The organism is Corallococcus interemptor, from assembly GCF_003668875.1.
Classification (GTDB): Bacteria; Myxococcota; Myxococcia; order Myxococcales; family Myxococcaceae; genus Corallococcus; species Corallococcus interemptor.
In genome coordinates, this window is record NZ_RAWM01000047.1 from 1 (window position 1) to 15,113 (window position 15,113).

The window sequence follows — 15,113 nt, forward strand, 5'->3', positions numbered from 1 at the left end:
CACCATCCGCTTCACCATCTGCGACTTGAATGCATCCGTGTACGCCACTGCGTCCTGCCTGCTCTCGCCCCCAGGCGTGGTCATCCCGGCCACTCAGCCGAGGCGACAACTTCCCTGACACAGGGGGCCACCCTCTTCAGGCTTCAAGAGTCTGACCACGGCACGAATGAGTAGACGCTCTTGCATGGCTCATTCTTCCTTGATCCACTCCTCAAGACCCGCAGTAACAAGCCGGGCTTGAACTGCGGCCACTGCATCCGGAGGCGCGGGTTTGGAGCCGCCCCCGACACCCCAGATGTCATTCATGACGAGCGGATAATCCTGCCCTATCAAGTGACCCACGACCTTCGCGAGCGCCCTATCTGACATATGTGGATACAGCACGGTCAGCAGGGCAAGGTAGTCCGCCTCTATTACGCCGTCAGGGAAGGCCCTTTTGATCAGAGCCACAGTGCTCATGAGGCTGGGGTGAAGATCCATGGCGTTCCGTTCAGCTGGACAGCAGTGGAGGAGACCTTGAAGTCTACTTCCCACCGCGCAGGGAACCGTCCATCACAGGGACCAGTCGGTCGCTGACTTCGGACAGGAACTGAGTCAGTCCGACGCGTTCACCGCGCTGCCTCAGTGTCTCCAACGGAGTGTCACGCAGGCACTCACGCTCGCGCTCACGCGTCGGATCCTCGCGTATGAGTTCTTTCAGAGCCCTCTTGGCATCGTTCTTCGCGCCGTGCTCACTTGCAGTCAGTCGGTGAGCGTCACGCACCGGATGGAAGGAGAGTCGCCGCTCAAGTTTCTCAAGAGCTTCTTCTTCCCCTTCGCGAGCATCGAACCCAACCAGCACCCAGCATTCACGCTTGGGCTCCGCCACGCCGATAATGACTTCGAATGGCCAAGCATTGTCGGCGCGAGCCTGCTCCAGTCCCTTGCGCCGAACAGAGTGCTTGTCGGTATCACGAACGAGAAGGACCGCGTCGGGTTGCCTATCCAGGGCAGCAAACAGCAGCAGGGCCTTGCGAGCGGAAAGTGCATCGGGCGCTCCCGGCTCACCAGCGAAGTGACCAAACACAGCATGTTTGAAGCCCGCACGGACAGCCTCGTCCCCCACATCATCCCAACGAAGGAACGAAGTCGTGGGTTCTAGCCCGCGCCATTGACGCTGCATGTCCAGCATCTCAGTTTCGAGCCAGTCGATTTCTTGGACAAGGACTCGGTCTGCGAGCAAGCAGGCTGCATCCTGGTCAGCCGGGGCCTCGCAGACGACGCCAAATTCGTAAGCAGGCTCACTCATGCGGCGCGGACGCAGGCACCTTGGCAATCCAGCTCTCGCCCACAGTGCTCCAGAACTCGCCGGGGCTCATCAGGCCCTTCCACTTCTCGAACTCAGGATGTGCGGTGAGCTTCTCGCAGCGGGCGAACCCGTTCTCCGCCAGGAAGGTCATCCGGATCTCTTCCGGCTTTAGGTAGTTCAGGATGAAGGGCGAGTGGCTGGTCGCCACGATCTGCAGCTCGGGATCGTTTTTCTGTATGGCGCGCAAGACTTCAATGAGCTTCCCCTGTGCCACAGGATGGAGCGACAACTCAATATCGTCAAGCAACACCAATCGAGGCTTCTTGGCTCCCAACAAAACAGTCAAAAGCCCAAGAACCATCAAGGTTCCTTCACCTGCGGAGTCTGCTGGCACTCCTTTGGCACCCTGCATATCCAAGACAACCCGATTTCCCCAAAGCAACCGCTCTTCGGAAATCTGAGTCTTATGCTCGTCGAGGGCAATCGTCCGTTGCGTAGAATGTTCCACCGCAGCACGTTCAATTCGAATTCTTCGAACCGACGGAACGATTTTTTTAAGCGACAACTCTATCTCTAGAAACAATTCCTCCTGGCTTAGCTTCAGGTATGCCAGAGCCGAAGCCAAACCTGACCCATCACTAGAAACTTCGGGTATTGCGCTTTCACTGTATGACGACTCCGCCAGCTTTGCCGTCTCAAAACGCAAGACAGCAGTCGCCCGCAGCTCCATCTTCAGCTTCTCATAAAAGCGCAATTCCTCTTGTCGGCGCGAAGCAGCTGAAAGCACGACTGGCTTTGAGAATGAGAAGGTCTTTCCTGCCCACTCTCCAGAAACAGGGTGCACTACCCCACGCTCATTCAATGCATTGCCCCGAAGGTGTATTCTTCCCGGTGCTCGTCCCCATTGGCCGTGGAAAATCAACTCAATGGGCTGATCAGAACCGAACGAGCGGAGATTCGACGCAATTACGGGAACTCGAGGTGAGTTTTTTGCAAGAGCTGGTGCTCCATTAGTGGAGAGCATGCGCAGCCCCTCCAGCAGCGTCGTCTTGCCCGAAGCATTCGGCCCCACCAGCACGGTGAACGGCTCCAGCTCCAAGTCCAGTGAACGGTACGCCTTGAAGTTGCGGAACTGCACCTTCTCGATCACGCGTGCACCCTCCTCCCGACGACACCTCCGCCCCGGAATCACTCACAGGGCGGAGTCCAGCACACCGCAATCTCAGCTCTTCGTCAGCGGGCGGTAGCGGATGCGGTGCGGCTCCAGCGCGTCCGGGCCCAGGCGCTTCTTCTTGTCCGCTTCGTAGTCTTCGAAGTTGCCCTCGAAGAAGAACGCCTTGCTGTCGCCTTCGAACGCCAGGATGTGCGTGGCGATGCGGTCCAGGAACCAGCGGTCGTGGCTGATGACCACCGCGCAGCCCGCGAAGCTCAAGAGCGCGTCCTCCAGGCTCCGCAGCGTCTCCACGTCCAGGTCGTTCGTGGGCTCGTCCAGGAGCAGCAGGTTGCCGCCCTCCTTCAGCATCTTCGCCAGGTGCACCCGGTTGCGCTCGCCGCCGGAGAGGTCCTTCACCCGCTTCTGCTGGTCCTGCCCCTTGAACGCGAAGCCCGCCAGGTACGCGCGGCTGGGCATCTGGCCCGCTCGGCCCAGGTCCAGGTGATCCAGGCCGCCACTCACCTCCTGGAACACCGTGTTGTCACCGTTCAGCGCGTCGCGGCTCTGGTCCACGTAGGCCATCTTCACGGTCTCGCCCACGCGCAGCTCGCCCGCGTCCGGCTTCTCCGCGCCCGTCAGCATCCGGAACAGCGTCGTCTTGCCCGCGCCGTTCGGACCAATCACGCCCACGATGCCACCCGGCGGCAGCTTGAAGTTCAGGTCGTCGATGAGCAGGCGGTCGCCGTACGCCTTTCGCAGCCCCTTCGCCTCCACCACCAGACCGCCCAGCTTCTCGCCCGGCGGAATCACCACCTCGCCCGTCGGCTCGCGCTTCTCCTGCGACTGGTTGAGCAGGTCCTCGTACGCCGCGATGCGCGCCTTGCTCTTCGCCTGACGCGCCTTCGGAGACGCACGCACCCACTCCAGCTCGCGCTTGAGCGTCTTCTGACGGTGGCTCTCCGACTTCTCCTCCAGCTCCAGCCGCTTCTGCTTCTGGTCCAGCCAGCTGGAGTAGTTCCCCTTCCAGGGCACCCCCTCGCCGCGGTCCAGCTCCAGAATCCACTCGGCCACGTTGTCCAGGAAGTACCGGTCGTGCGTGATGCACACGATGGTCCCCGTGTAGGCCTTCAGCGCCTGCTCCAGCCACGCCACGCTCTCCGCGTCCAGGTGGTTGGTGGGCTCGTCCAACAGCAGCAGGTCCGGCTTCTCCAGGAGGATGCGGCAGAGCGCCACGCGGCGCTTCTCACCGCCGGACAGCTTCGTCACGTCCGCGTCGCCCGGGGGCAGGCGCAGGGCGTCCATCGCCATCTCCAGCGTGCGGTCCAGCTCCCAGCCGTTGTTCGCGTCGATGAAGTCCTGCAGCTTCGCCTGCTCGGCGAGCAGCTTCTCCATGGCCGCGTCGTCCATGGGCTCCGCGAACTTCGCGCTCACTTCATTGAAGCGGTCCAGCGCCTGGCGGATCTCCTTCAGGCCCAGCTCCACGTTCCCCTTCACGTCCAGCTTCGTTTCGAGCTGCGGCTCCTGCGCCAGGTAGCCCACCTTCACCGTGGGGTCCGGCTTCGCGATGCCGAAGAACTCCGTGTCCACGCCCGCCATGATTCGCAGCAGCGTGGACTTGCCGGAGCCGTTGGGGCCAATCACGCCAATCTTCGCGCCCGGGAAGAAGGACAGGTAGATGCCCTTGAGGATGTCCTTGCCGTTCTTGACCTTGCGCAGGTCCTGCATCGTGAAGATGAAATTCTGGGCCATGGCGGAAGGCCTCCTGAGGATTCGCCAAAAAGTCGTGAGCGGGGCCAGCGGATAGCAGGGAGCCCCATCCGGCTCAAGGCACCTGCACAGGGCCCCGTGTCCGGTTGGACGGGGCGCGTCACACGTCCAGGAGCGAAAACGGCTGCTCGCTGACCTGCGAACCCGATTCGAAGGTGTTAGAGGAAGCGCCCCATGTCAGAGCCGACGCCCCCCGCCCTGGAGCTGAAGGGCCTCTCCAAGGCCTACGGAAAGTTCACCGCCCTCCACGCCGTGGACCTCACCATCCGCCCCGGTGAAATCTTCGCCCTCCTGGGCCCCAACGGCGCCGGCAAGACGACCCTCATCGGCAGTGTGTGCGGCCTGGTGAAGAAGTCCGCTGGCACCATGAAGGTCTTCGGCAAGGACCTGGACCAGGACCCCACCGGGCCCCGCTACCAGGTGGGCCTCGTGCCACAGGAGATCAACTTCGACCCGTTCTTCTCCGTCGCGGAGTCCCTGCGCATCCAGCAGGGCTACTACGGCCAGCCCCGCGACGACGCGCGCATTGATGAAGTGCTCACCGCGCTCAACCTCCAGGCCAAGAAGGACTCGCTCACGCGCGCCCTGTCCGGCGGCATGAAGCGCCGGCTGCTCATCGCCAAGGCGCTGGTGCACAAGCCGAAGCTGGTGTTCCTGGACGAGCCCACCGCGGGCGTGGACGTGGAGCTGCGCCGCGACCTGTGGACGTACGTGAAGAAGATCGCCAGCGAGGGCACCACCATCGTCCTCACCACGCACTATCTGGAAGAGGCCGAGGAGCTGGCGGACCGCGTGGGCATCATCAACGAAGGCCGCCTCCTCATGACCGAGGACAAGGCCGCGCTCCTGCGCCGCTTCGGGGAGAAGCGCCTGGTCGTCACGTTCTCCCAACCGCAGGCCGCCATGCCCGCCGCGGGAACGCGCTTCGCCGCGAGCCTGTCCGCCGACGGCCGCACCCTCACGTACGTGGAGCGCGACAACTGCGCGCCCTCCGGTGAACTGCTGCGCTCGCTCTACGCGGATGGGCTGCCCATCGCGGAGGTGGAGACGCGCCGGTCCCGCCTGGAAGACGTGCTCATCGAAATCCTCCGTGGCCGCCCCTCGCAGGCCGCCTGAAACCCAGCCCCTTCGAAAAACACCCCATGAACGTCCTCGGGATGCAGACGCTGTTCGCGAAGGAGGTCCGGCGCTTCATGCGCGTGCCGGGCCAGACCGTCCTTTCGCCCCTCATCAGCACCACGCTGTACTTCATCGTCTTCGGCTATTCGATTTCCGGCCGCATCCACGAGGTGGAGGGCCACCCGTACCTGCACTTCATCGTGCCGGGCCTCGTGTTCCTGGGCATCGCGAACAACGCGTTCCTCAACAGCTCCTCGTCGCTGTTCATCACCAAGATTCAGGGCACGGTGGTGGACCTGCTGGTGGCGCCGCTGGGGCCCGGTGAGCTGATGGTGGGCTTCATCGGCGGCGCCATGGTGCGCGGCCTGGTGGTGGGCCTGCTCACGTGGATTGTGGCGGCGGTGTTCTCCGGCTTCAGCCTGGAGCACCCGCTGGCGACGCTCTACTTCCTCTTGCTGTCCAGCTACGTGTTCAGCGTGCTGGGCATGCTCGCCGCCGTGTGGGCGGAGAAGTTCGAGCAGATCAACTTCTTCCCCACCTTCGTGATGCTGCCGCTCACGTTCCTGGGCGGCGTCTTCTACTCGGTGCGGGAGCTGCCCTCGCCGTGGAACCACATCAGCCTCTTCAACCCCATGGTCTACATGGTGGAGGGGCTGCGCTACGGCATGCTGGGCAGCAGCCTGTTTTCACCGCTGGTGGGTGGGGCCATCCTCGCCGTCACGGCGGCGGTCGCGACGGGCGTCACGTACGCGGTGCTTCGCTCCGGGTACAAGATGAAGGCCTAGACGCCAGAAGCCCGCCTGCCGCCTTCACGGGTAGGAAGGCGGGCCCCTCCCTGGTGGACAGGTGCTCTGTCTTTTTGGAAGTCGGCTGTTTCCCGCCCGCTGAGAAAGCGCGGTATCCTCTCGGACACCCATGGCGGTGGTCTTCGGGAAATACGAGCTGCTTCGAAAAATCGCGTCGGGCGGAATGGGACAGGTGTTCCTCGCTCGGGAGCACGGGACGGGCTTCGAGCGCCTGGTCGTCCTCAAGCTCATCTTGCCGCACCTCGCCGAGGACGAAGAGTTCCTGGAGATGTTCCTGGACGAGGCGCGGCTGGTGGCGCGGCTGTCGCACCCGAACCTCATCACCATCCTGGACCTCACGGAGATTGAGGGCCGGCACTGCCTGGCCATGGAGTACGTGCAGGGCGAGGACGTGCGCCGGTTGGACCGCTTCGCGCGCCAGCAGGAGCGCCCGCTGCCGGTGGGCCTGGTGGTCCGCATCATCGCGGACGCGGCGGCGGGCCTGTCCTACGCGCACGGTGCGAGGGACGGGCACGGCCAGCCGCTGAAGCTGGTGCACCGCGACGTGTCTCCGCAGAACGTGCTCGTCGGGTTCGACGGCGGCGTGAAGGTCATCGACTTCGGCGTGGCGAAGGCGGCCACCAGCGGTCAGCAGACGGCGACGGGCGTGCTCAAGGGCAAGTACCCGTACATGTCCCCGGAGCAGGCCAACGGCATGGCGGTGGACGGCCGGAGCGACCAGTTCGCGCTCGGCGTCGTGATGTGGGAGATGCTGACCGGCAAGCGCCTCTTCAAGGGCGACACGGACCTGATGACGCTGCGGCTGGTGCGCGACTGCCAGGTGCCTCCGCCGTCACAGTTGAACCCCAAGCTGCCTCCGGGTCTGGATGAGATTGTCCTCAAGGCCCTGGCCCCCACGCCGGAGGGCCGCTACGCGGACTGCGCGGCGTTCCGGCTGGCGCTGGAGGACTGGGCGCTCAACCTGCGGCTGCCGTCCAGCAGCGCGCACCTGGCCGCGTACCTGCGGGAGCTGTACGCGGACCGCATCGCCACGGAGGCGGATCCGGCGAAGCTGGATCAGCTGGCCGAGGACGTGGACCTGGACTCGCAGTCCAACTCCTCGCGCGACGGGATGCCCACGTCGGGTGCGCGGGGGCAGAGCTCGTCCCGCGCGTCGAAGCTGGTGGGCCCCCCGTCCCGTCCGCCCACGCGCGTGGAGCCTGAGAAGACGCGCAACACCGCGGCCCTGATGCCGGAGCCTCCGAAGCGGCGCGCGGCCTGGCTGCCCTTCGTGGTGGGCGGCGTGGCGCTGGTGGTGGGTGGCGCGGCGGTGGTGCTGGTGCGCGGCGGCCCGGAGACGGCGACGCCGCCCCCGGTCGTCGTGGCCACGCGGCCTCCGGAAGAGGTGCAGGGCCGCGCGCCGGAGACGCCCCCGCGTCCCGCGCCGCCGGAGGACACCGCGCCGCAGCCGGTGCGCCTGATGGTGACGAGCGAGCCGCCCGGCGCCACGGTGCAGGTGGCGGGCGAGGAGCGCGGCACCACGCCGGTGGCCCTGCCGCTGGTGCCCGGCGAGCCGTCGGTGGCGGTGACGCTCGCGCTCAACGGCTACGAGCCGGTGACGCGGCAGCTGTCCGCGGCGGACGCGCCCTCCGTGGCCGTGGCGCTCCAGAAGCGGGCGGCGCGTCCGGCGCCCCAGCCGAAGAAGCCGCCCGCCGGGTCGTCGCTGGGCATCAAGACGGGGCGCTGAAGGCGCGTCAGGTGCGCTTCGCGCGCGACTCGGCGGACACCACGACGACGTAGCCGTCCGGGTCCTTGGCCCAGAACTCCCAGCGGCGCGAGTTGGGGTTCACGTGCGGCTCCTCCACCCACTCCGCCTTCAGCGCGCGCGCCGCCTCCACGCACCCGTCGAAGTCCGTGGTCTCGAACCACAGCAGCACGCCGTGCCCCTTTGGCGCCGAGTCCGGCCCCATCAGGTTCGCGTGCTCGTCCAGGTCCCACGCGTGGAGCTGGAGCACGAGCTCGCCGTTGTTCAGCAGCATCTCGTACTCGGGACCGCCGTGCCCGCTCTCGCAGCCGAGCACCGCCTGGTACCACCGGCTGCTCGCTTCGACGTCGCGCACCGCGATGAGGGGCTGCGCGCGGACGTGGCCCGTGCGGCGGGGCTTGCTCGGCATGGCGTGCTCCAGAAGGTCATCGAAGGACGGGGCATTCGCGGCCCCGTCCTCCGGTGCTGCATGGCTACCGCTTGAAGTGCTCCGCGACGACGCTCGCCACGGCGGCGGTCAGCTTCTTGCCCGTGGGGATGTGCAGGAACTCATTGGGCCCGTGCGCGTTGCTGCCCGGCCCCAGCAGGCCCGTGATGAGGAACTGCGCCTCCGGGAAGCGCTCGCCCAGCATGCCCATGAACGGGATGGTGCCGCCCTCGCCCATCGCCATCGCCGGCTTGCCGAAGCAGGACTTGGACGCGGACTCCACCGCCTTGGACAGCCAGCCCGCCAGCGGCGGCGCGTCCCAGCCCACCGACGCCTTGTCCCCGTCGAACGACACCTTCGCGCCGTACGGCGGGTCCTTCTCCAGCGTCTCCTTCAGCGCCTTCGCGGCCGCCTTGGGGTCCACGCGCGGCGGGATGCGCATGGACAGCTTCCACGTCGTGAAGGGGCGCAGCACGTTGCCCGCGCTCGCCAGCCCCGGCACGCCGTCCACGCCCGTCAGCGCCAGCGCCGGACGCCAGGTGCGGTTGAGCACCAGCTCCGTGCCGTCCGTCGTCACCGGGCGCGCGCCCTCCACCCAGGGGAACTTCGTGTGCAGGTCCTCGCCCAGGGTCTGCGCGGCGGCCTTCGCCTGCTGACGGCGGCCCTCCGGAATCTCCGTGTGCAGCTCCTTCACCTTGATGTGGCCCGTGGACTCGTCCTCCACGCGCGACAAGAGCTGCCGCATGATGCGCATGGAAGACGCCACCACGCCCGTCGCGTCGCCGGAGTGCACGCCCTCCGTGAGGATGTCCACGCGCAGGTTGCCGGCCACCATGCCGCGCAGGCTGGTGGTCATCCACAGCTGCTCGTAGTTCGCGCAGCCCGAGTCCAGGCACACCACCAGCGACGGCTTGCCGATGCGCGGCGCCAGCGCCTCGATGTACGCGGGCAGGTCGTAGCTGCCGCTCTCCTCGCACGCCTCGATGACGATGGCGCAGCGGGCGTGCGGCACGTTCTGCTCCTTGAGCAGCCGCAGCGCGGACAGCGACGCGAACGCGGAGTAGCCGTCATCCGCGCCGCCGCGGCCGAAGAGCTTGTCGCCCTCGCGCTTGGGCGTCCACGGCGTCAGGTCCTCGCGCCAGCCGGTCATCTCCGGCTGCTTGTCCAGGTGGCCGTACAAGAGCACGGTGTCGTCACCGCGCGTGCCCGGCACCTCCATGTAGATGACCGGCGTGCGGTCCTTGCCGTCCGCCGTCTTCAGCCGCACCACCTCCACCGTCAGCCCGGGCAGGTGCTGGGCCTGCGCGCGGCACCAGTCCGCGATGAGCTGGACGGCCTGCTCCATGTGGCCGGACTTCACCCAGTCCGGGTCGAAGGCAGGCGACTTGTTGGGGATGCGGATGTAGCGCTCCAGCGCCGGGAGGATTTCCTGCTCCCAGATGCGCTCGGACGAGGCGAGGGCTTGGTCGACGTTCATGGCGGCGCCATGCTGCCCAGCCCGGCGCCCCCTGTCGATGGAAAGCCCCGTGCCGGGCCTCCCCGCCCGCCCGGCGCGCGGCCTGCCGTCCTGCGTCAGACCGCGCGCGAGCCCGTCTTCACGCGGGGTTCAGGGCTGGATTTCGCGGACACTCAGCCACTTGAAGTCCACGTCCGTCGCGTTGTCCCAGCGGAACACGGCGATGGGGCCGCCCCAGGTAATCGGCGCGGCCGGCACCGCGCCGCCGCAGTGCTGCGCATCGCCGCCCCACCTGCCCGCGTCGGTGGTGTCGTAGGCCTTCTTCCACGTCACCCGGTCCGCGTTCTCGTTGACGTAGAGCTCCAGCTTCACGGCCGTCTGGCCGCTGACGGTGACGTTGCGCATGACGGCCTTGAAGCCCACCCAGCGGCCCTTGAGCGCGGAGGTGGCGGTGACGTAGGGCGTCTGCTCGTAGGAGACGTGCCAGGTCTCCTTCTCCCAGCGGGCGCGGCCGTCGTAGTGCAGGCCGGCCTTGTAGCTGCTGCCCTCGCAGCCGGAGTGGTCGCCGTTGTGCTTCCCGCCGCGCGCGTACCACGCGAAGTTGTCCTTCACGTCCGCCACCGCGTTGACCTTCACGAAGCCGGTCATCTCGATGTTCTTCCAGTCGTTGGGCGCCTGCATGTAGCCGCGGCTGGCGAGCACGTCCCGGTCGTAGGTGGGAATCTTCCGGTCGTCGTAGCCCGTGGACGTGAAGACGCTCATCCGCACCTGCTTGTCCTTCATCTTCCAGGAGCCGTCGCTGTTGCGGGTAATCGTGTCCTGCGGGTCGAAGCGCGCGTCCGCGAGCGCGTTGTCCGCCAGCGTCCACGCCTCGCCCCCGGACTTCGAGGGGTAGAGCATGGTGACGCCGAAGCGGTCCTTGCCGGCCGTGGGCGTGGCGGCGGAGGTGATGGCGGCCCACTCCGCGATGCTGGCCCAGGTGTTGACGGAGTTGCCGTTGACGGTGACGCGCACGTAGCGGGCGTTGCGCGCGGTGAAGCCGTAGCGCTCGAGGTTCGCGGTGGTGCCGGACGACGTCGTGGACACGGCGGTGGACCAGGTGGTGCCGTCCGTGGACGTGGTCAGGACGAACGTGTTGGTCCGCTCGTCGCCCCGGTGCCAGGCGATGTCCACCGCGGACAGCGACCTCACGCTGCCCAGGTCGCCCCGGAGCCACTGCCCCACGCCGTCGCTGGACCAGCGCGTGGTGAGGTTGCCGTCGATGGTGGCGGACGGCGGGTTGCCGTCGTTCCCGCTGGCGGTGACGGCGGTGAAGCCCGACGCGGCGAGCGCCGGTGCGGCGGACCCGAGCAGCAGGAGCGCGCTCGCGAGGGTGAGCGATGGATGGGATTGGGACACAGGTGCTTCCTCCTGGCGGCCGAGTACCGGCCCACCCCCGAGGGCATTCCTTGTCCGGGCGTGTTTCACGGACTGAAACAGCGGCGGCCCGCTCCCCTGCTTCCAGGAGACGGGCCGCGCGTGAAACCGTGTCTGCCTTTGCGTGCGGGCTACTCGCGCAGCTTCACCACCGCCGCGGACGGGCCATCCAGGTGCAGGACGTTACCGGTGAGCGGAGACGCCGCCACGGTGCCGCCATAGCGCGGGTTCTCACTCCACATGACGATGCCCGCGCTCGCGCGCGGGTTCAGCGTGTGCATCAGCGAGCCCTTCAGGTTCACGACGATGAGCAGCGTGTCCCCTTCCGCCCGGCGCTCCAGCACGAACGCGTCCGGCCCCAGCGCTCGCGCGTCGTGCGTGCCCTGACGGCTGGTGAGCACGGGCTCCGTGGCGCGCAGGCGCAGCAGCTCCTTGTAGAGCGTGTGCACGCCCGCGGCCTCCGCGTTGTCCAGCTCGCCCCAGTCCAGCGTGGAGCGCGTGAAGGTGTCGCGGGCCTGCGGGTCCGGCACCTCCTCGCCCTTGAAGCGGGAGAAGCCGGCGAACTCCTTGCGGCGCCCTTCCGTGACGAGCTTGCCCAGCTCCGCGTTGTGGTCCGTGAAGTAGAGGAACGGCGTGCGCGCGTTCCACTCCTGGCCCATGAAGAGCAACGGCGTGAAGGGCGACATCAGCAGCAGCGTGCTCATGGCGCGGTAGGCGGCCGGAGACACGTCCTCCGACAGGCGGTTGCCGAAGGGCCGGTTGCCCACCTGGTCATGGTTCTGGATGCAGTGCACGAAGTGCCACGGCCCCAGCCCCTTCGGGTCCGTGCCTCGCGCGTGGCCCAGGTTCCTGGACTTCTGGCCCGTGTAGAACCAGCCCTGGCGCAGCGTCGCGGCCAGGTCCTCCGCGCTGCCCGTGTAGTCCTGGTAGTAGCCCTCGTGGTCCCCCGCGAAGGCGCGCCGCAGCTGGTGATGCAGGTCATCCGCCCAGACGCCGTCCAGGCCGTAGCCGCCTTCGGACGCGGGCGTGACGAGCTTGCGCTCGTTGCGCTCGTCCTCGGCGATGACGACGACGCGGCGGCCGGAAGCGGAGGCGGCGTGGGCGCGCTCGACGATTTCCGCGAGCAGGTGCGGCTGGCCGTCGTCCACGATGGCGTGCGCCGCGTCCAGGCGCAGGCCGTCCGCGTGGTAGTCGCGGATCCACATCTCCACGTTGGAGAGCACCAGCGAGCGCACGAAGCGGCTGCCCTCGCTGTCGTAGTTCACCGCGTCGCCCCAGGGCGTGTGGTGCTTGCCGGTGAAGTAGTGCGGCGAGTACGCGCGCAGGTAGTTCCCGTCCGGACCGAAGTGGTTGTAGACGGCGTCGATGAGCACCGCGATGCCGTGCGCGTGCGCCGCGTCGATGAGCCTGCGCAGGCCCCTGGGCCCACCGTACGTGGCCTGCGGCGCGAAGAGGTCCACGCCGTCGTAGCCCCAGTTGCGCGCGCCCGGGAAGCTGGCCACCGGCAACAGCTCCAGCGTGTTGACGCCCAATTCGCGCAGGTGGGCCAGCTTCGGGATGAAGGCCTCGAAGGTGCCCTCCGGCGTGGCGGTGCCCACGTGCACCTCGTAGATGACCAGCGCCTGCGGATCCGGCCCCTTCCAGTGCGAGTCCGTCCAGCCATGGTCGGAGCCCACCACTTCGGACGGGCCGTGCACGCCCTGGGGCTGCGAGCGGGACCACGGATCCGGGAACGGGTCGCCGCCGTCCACGCTGAGCTTGTAGCGCGTGCCCTCCGCCAGGTCCGGCAGCGCGCCGCCGAAGCAGCCATCCGCTTCCGGCGTGAGCGGCACCTTGCGCAGGACGCGGTCCTCCGCGTCGTAGAGGACGACGTCCACGCCCTTGTGGCCGGGCGCCCAGACGCGCCAGCGCACCGAGGAACCCTCTGCCCACGCACCCAGCCGGGGCGCTTGAGACCGTGCTTCAGTCGATTGAGCCATGTCGGGTCCCTGTTAATGCGCGCGCGCCGAGCCTGGGAGCACCCCTTGCCCCCAAGGCCCACCGCTGTTCACGGGCCGACCTCTCGGGGGCTATGAGTGCGGACCGGCGGACGGAGGGGCGCACGCCCTCCGCTCCAGGGGATGGCAGGGGGATGGCTTGTGGCGCCCGGGCCCGTCCCGGATGATGGGCAGCGCCGAGCCCGCCCCTCCTGGAGCCCACCGCGATGTCTCCCCGTTCCGGCGTCGAAATGCCCTCCGCCTTCCCCGAAGGCCCGCCCGTCCAGGAGCGCGTGGCCGCGCTGGAGGTGCTGTCGCCCCAGGAGATTGACGCGCGCCTGGGAGACCTGGGCTACCGGGGCCAGTCCGAGGCCCGCCGCGCGGCCTCCGTGCTGGCCTACCGGCACCTGCGCCGCATCCGCCGGCTGTATCTGGAAGGGCTGGAGCCCGAACCCGGCACCCGCGAGAACGCCCTCTTCCTGGGCCCCACCGGCTCCGGCAAGACGTTCCTCGTGGAGCTGATGTTCCGCGAAATCCTGGGCGTGCCCACCGTGCTCGCGGACGCCACCCAGTTCTCCGAAACGGGCTACGTGGGCGACGACGTCAGCACCCTGCTCTCCCGCCTGTACGAGGCCGCCGAGCGCGACGCGGCCTGGGCCGCCTGCGGCGTCATCTGCATGGACGAGTTCGACAAGCTCGCCACCAGCCGCTCCGACAGCCGCTTCTCCGGCCAGCAGACCACCAAGGACGTGAGCGGCTTCGGCGTGCAGCGAAGCCTGCTGCACCTGCTCTCCGCGGCGCAGGCCACGTTCCCGCCGGACTTCGGCTTCACCAGCCGCATCCGCGCCGAGTCCCTGGACATGGGCTGCATCACCTTCATCGCCTGCGGTGCGTTCAGCGGCTTCCGGGGCACGGCGGAGACCATGGCCCACGTGGAGCGCGTGGGCTTTGGCCGCGAGCCCGGCAAGGGCGGCCAGAAGGACCTGGAGTCCATCGCCACGCGCATCACGGAAGAGCACCTGGAGAACACCACCGCGTTCGCGCGCTACGGCTTCATCCCGGAGCTGATTGGCCGCTTCAACCGGCTGGTGTCCTTCAGCCCGCTGGACGCGGCCACGCTGGGGGACATCCTCCAGGACAACGTGCTGCGCACCTGGGAGCGCGAGTTCGCCCACGAAGGACTCCAGCTCACCGTGGAGCCCGCCGTGCGTGAGTGGATTGTCGCGCGCGCCCTCAAGCGCGAGACGGGCGCCCGCGGCCTGCGCACCGCCCTGGCCCCCGTGCTGGAACAGGCCGCGTACGAGCACTTCGGCCATGGGAAGGCCGCCACGGTACGCCTGGTGCTGAAGGACGACGCCGTGCATGCCGTGCGCGACTGAGAGCAGCCGACGTACCGGGGCCCGGTCCGCGGGGCCCCCGGAGCATCGTTCAGCCGGGCCCGTCCTTCACCCGCGAGTCAGACGCCTTACGGTTGAGGCACACAACGCGCGGAGGCGGCCCATGGCACACATCAACCAGCAGATTCCCCGGGAGGAGTGGGCAAGCTACCTCTCCGGCATCAGCAGGCAGGACGCCACCCGGTGGGTGCGCGTGGAGTCCATCGACGCGGAGACCGGCGACCAGCCCCTGGCGGACCGCCTGCCCCTGGTGGACATCACCCTGGAGACCAAGGGCAGCGACTCCGGCGCGGTGCAGATCATCGTGGGCCGCGAGAACGAGCGCATCACCCACCGCATCCTCGAACCGGACCACCTCTACGCGGAGCTGGACTCGCAGACGGGGGAGCTGGAGTGCCTGGAGATTGGCGAGCGCGGCGGCAAGACGCTCGTCTTCTTCGAGCGCCCCTCGGAGGCCGAGGAGATCTCCGCCCGCTTCTGAAAAACGGCGCGGGGCCGACGGGCGCGTCGAAGAAGACGCTCCCACCGGCCCCAGGCCCTTCAAGCAAGCCGTGACGGCTCAGC

The 15,113-nt window shown here is 67.8% G+C and carries 13 protein-coding genes; 5 read left to right on the top strand and 8 right to left on the bottom strand.

Going from position 1 to position 15,113, the window contains the following annotated elements; all coding sequences use genetic code 11:
• Positions 1–189 precede the first annotated feature (189 nt).
• The 4 genes from D7X96_RS18705 to ettA form a co-directional block, all read right to left on the bottom strand.
• The gene (locus D7X96_RS18705; RefSeq protein WP_158626601.1) at positions 190–459 is read right to left on the bottom strand and encodes a DUF3349 domain-containing protein; all 270 of its coding nucleotides are present in this window, start codon (positions 457–459) and stop codon (positions 190–192) included.
• A 64-nt stretch (positions 460–523) separates the two neighbouring features.
• Positions 524–1,222 carry a hypothetical protein gene (locus D7X96_RS18710; RefSeq protein ID WP_244219641.1) on the bottom strand — a complete coding sequence of 233 codons (699 nt, stop codon included), beginning with the start codon at positions 1,220–1,222 and terminating at the stop codon, positions 524–526.
• 58 nt (positions 1,223–1,280) lie between these two features.
• A complete protein-coding gene (locus D7X96_RS18715; RefSeq protein WP_121770349.1) occupies positions 1,281–2,438 on the bottom strand; it encodes an AAA family ATPase in 1,158 nt (385 codons plus the stop codon).
• 72 nt (positions 2,439–2,510) lie between these two features.
• Entirely contained in the window at positions 2,511–4,190 is a 1,680-nt protein-coding gene (gene ettA, locus D7X96_RS18720) for an energy-dependent translational throttle protein EttA (RefSeq protein ID WP_120550586.1), read from the bottom strand.
• 192 nt (positions 4,191–4,382) lie between these two features.
• Between ettA and D7X96_RS18725 the strand changes: the two genes are divergently transcribed.
• The 3 genes from D7X96_RS18725 to D7X96_RS18735 all read left to right on the top strand — a co-directional run bounded on the left by D7X96_RS18725 (position 4,383) and on the right by D7X96_RS18735 (position 7,859).
• Positions 4,383–5,324, top strand: coding sequence for an ABC transporter ATP-binding protein (locus tag D7X96_RS18725; protein WP_120550585.1), 942 nt, complete (start codon positions 4,383–4,385; stop codon positions 5,322–5,324).
• A 26-nt stretch (positions 5,325–5,350) separates the two neighbouring features.
• Positions 5,351–6,112, top strand: coding sequence for an ABC transporter permease (locus D7X96_RS18730; protein ID WP_014393340.1), 762 nt, complete (start codon positions 5,351–5,353; stop codon positions 6,110–6,112).
• 130 nt (positions 6,113–6,242) lie between these two features.
• Positions 6,243–7,859 (top strand): serine/threonine protein kinase, encoded by a 1,617-nt coding sequence (locus tag D7X96_RS18735; RefSeq protein WP_121770350.1) that lies wholly within the window; start codon positions 6,243–6,245, stop codon positions 7,857–7,859.
• Positions 7,860–7,866: 7 nt separating this feature from the next.
• Here D7X96_RS18735 and D7X96_RS18740 read toward each other — a convergent pair whose 3' ends face one another.
• The 4 genes from D7X96_RS18740 to treZ all read right to left on the bottom strand — a co-directional run bounded on the left by D7X96_RS18740 (position 7,867) and on the right by treZ (position 13,155).
• A complete protein-coding gene (locus D7X96_RS18740; protein WP_121770351.1) occupies positions 7,867–8,286 on the bottom strand; it encodes a VOC family protein in 420 nt (139 codons plus the stop codon).
• Positions 8,287–8,350: 64 nt separating this feature from the next.
• Positions 8,351–9,781, bottom strand: a complete 1,431-nt coding sequence (locus D7X96_RS18745) for a M20 family metallopeptidase (protein WP_120550582.1) — start codon at positions 9,779–9,781, stop codon at positions 8,351–8,353.
• Between the two features lie 129 nt (positions 9,782–9,910).
• Positions 9,911–11,158, bottom strand: a complete 1,248-nt coding sequence (locus D7X96_RS18750) for a discoidin domain-containing protein (RefSeq protein WP_120550581.1) — start codon at positions 11,156–11,158, stop codon at positions 9,911–9,913.
• 149 nt (positions 11,159–11,307) lie between these two features.
• Entirely contained in the window at positions 11,308–13,155 is a 1,848-nt protein-coding gene (gene treZ / locus D7X96_RS18755; protein WP_121770352.1) for a malto-oligosyltrehalose trehalohydrolase, read from the bottom strand.
• A gap of 224 nt (positions 13,156–13,379) precedes the next feature.
• On the opposite strand from treZ, the gene D7X96_RS18760 reads away from it, so the two are divergent.
• Together D7X96_RS18760 and D7X96_RS18765 are read left to right on the top strand one after the other, a co-directional pair.
• On the top strand, positions 13,380–14,531 hold the full coding sequence (locus D7X96_RS18760; RefSeq protein ID WP_208647338.1) for an AAA family ATPase: 1,152 nt from the start codon (positions 13,380–13,382) through the stop codon (positions 14,529–14,531).
• Between the two features lie 121 nt (positions 14,532–14,652).
• Entirely contained in the window at positions 14,653–15,030 is a 378-nt protein-coding gene (locus tag D7X96_RS18765; RefSeq protein WP_120550578.1) for a DUF5335 family protein, read from the top strand.
• The last annotated feature ends 83 nt before the right edge of the window (positions 15,031–15,113 follow it).

Excerpts from the sequence above, each read along its gene's own strand:
- D7X96_RS18705 (WP_158626601.1), bottom strand. The coding sequence starts at position 459 with ATGAGCACTGTGGCTCTGATCAAAAGGGCCTTCCCTGACGGCGTAATA.
- D7X96_RS18735 (WP_121770350.1), top strand. The coding sequence starts at position 6,243 with ATGGCGGTGGTCTTCGGGAAATACGAGCTGCTTCGAAAAATCGCGTCG.
- D7X96_RS18745 (WP_120550582.1), bottom strand. The coding sequence starts at position 9,781 with ATGAACGTCGACCAAGCCCTCGCCTCGTCCGAGCGCATCTGGGAGCAG.
- treZ (WP_121770352.1), bottom strand. The coding sequence starts at position 13,155 with ATGGCTCAATCGACTGAAGCACGGTCTCAAGCGCCCCGGCTGGGTGCG.
- D7X96_RS18725 (WP_120550585.1), top strand. The coding sequence starts at position 4,383 with ATGTCAGAGCCGACGCCCCCCGCCCTGGAGCTGAAGGGCCTCTCCAAG.
- ettA (WP_120550586.1), bottom strand. The coding sequence starts at position 4,190 with ATGGCCCAGAATTTCATCTTCACGATGCAGGACCTGCGCAAGGTCAAG.
- D7X96_RS18740 (WP_121770351.1), bottom strand. The coding sequence starts at position 8,286 with ATGCCGAGCAAGCCCCGCCGCACGGGCCACGTCCGCGCGCAGCCCCTC.
- D7X96_RS18760 (WP_208647338.1), top strand. The coding sequence starts at position 13,380 with ATGTCTCCCCGTTCCGGCGTCGAAATGCCCTCCGCCTTCCCCGAAGGC.
- D7X96_RS18730 (WP_014393340.1), top strand. The coding sequence starts at position 5,351 with ATGAACGTCCTCGGGATGCAGACGCTGTTCGCGAAGGAGGTCCGGCGC.
- D7X96_RS18765 (WP_120550578.1), top strand. The coding sequence starts at position 14,653 with ATGGCACACATCAACCAGCAGATTCCCCGGGAGGAGTGGGCAAGCTAC.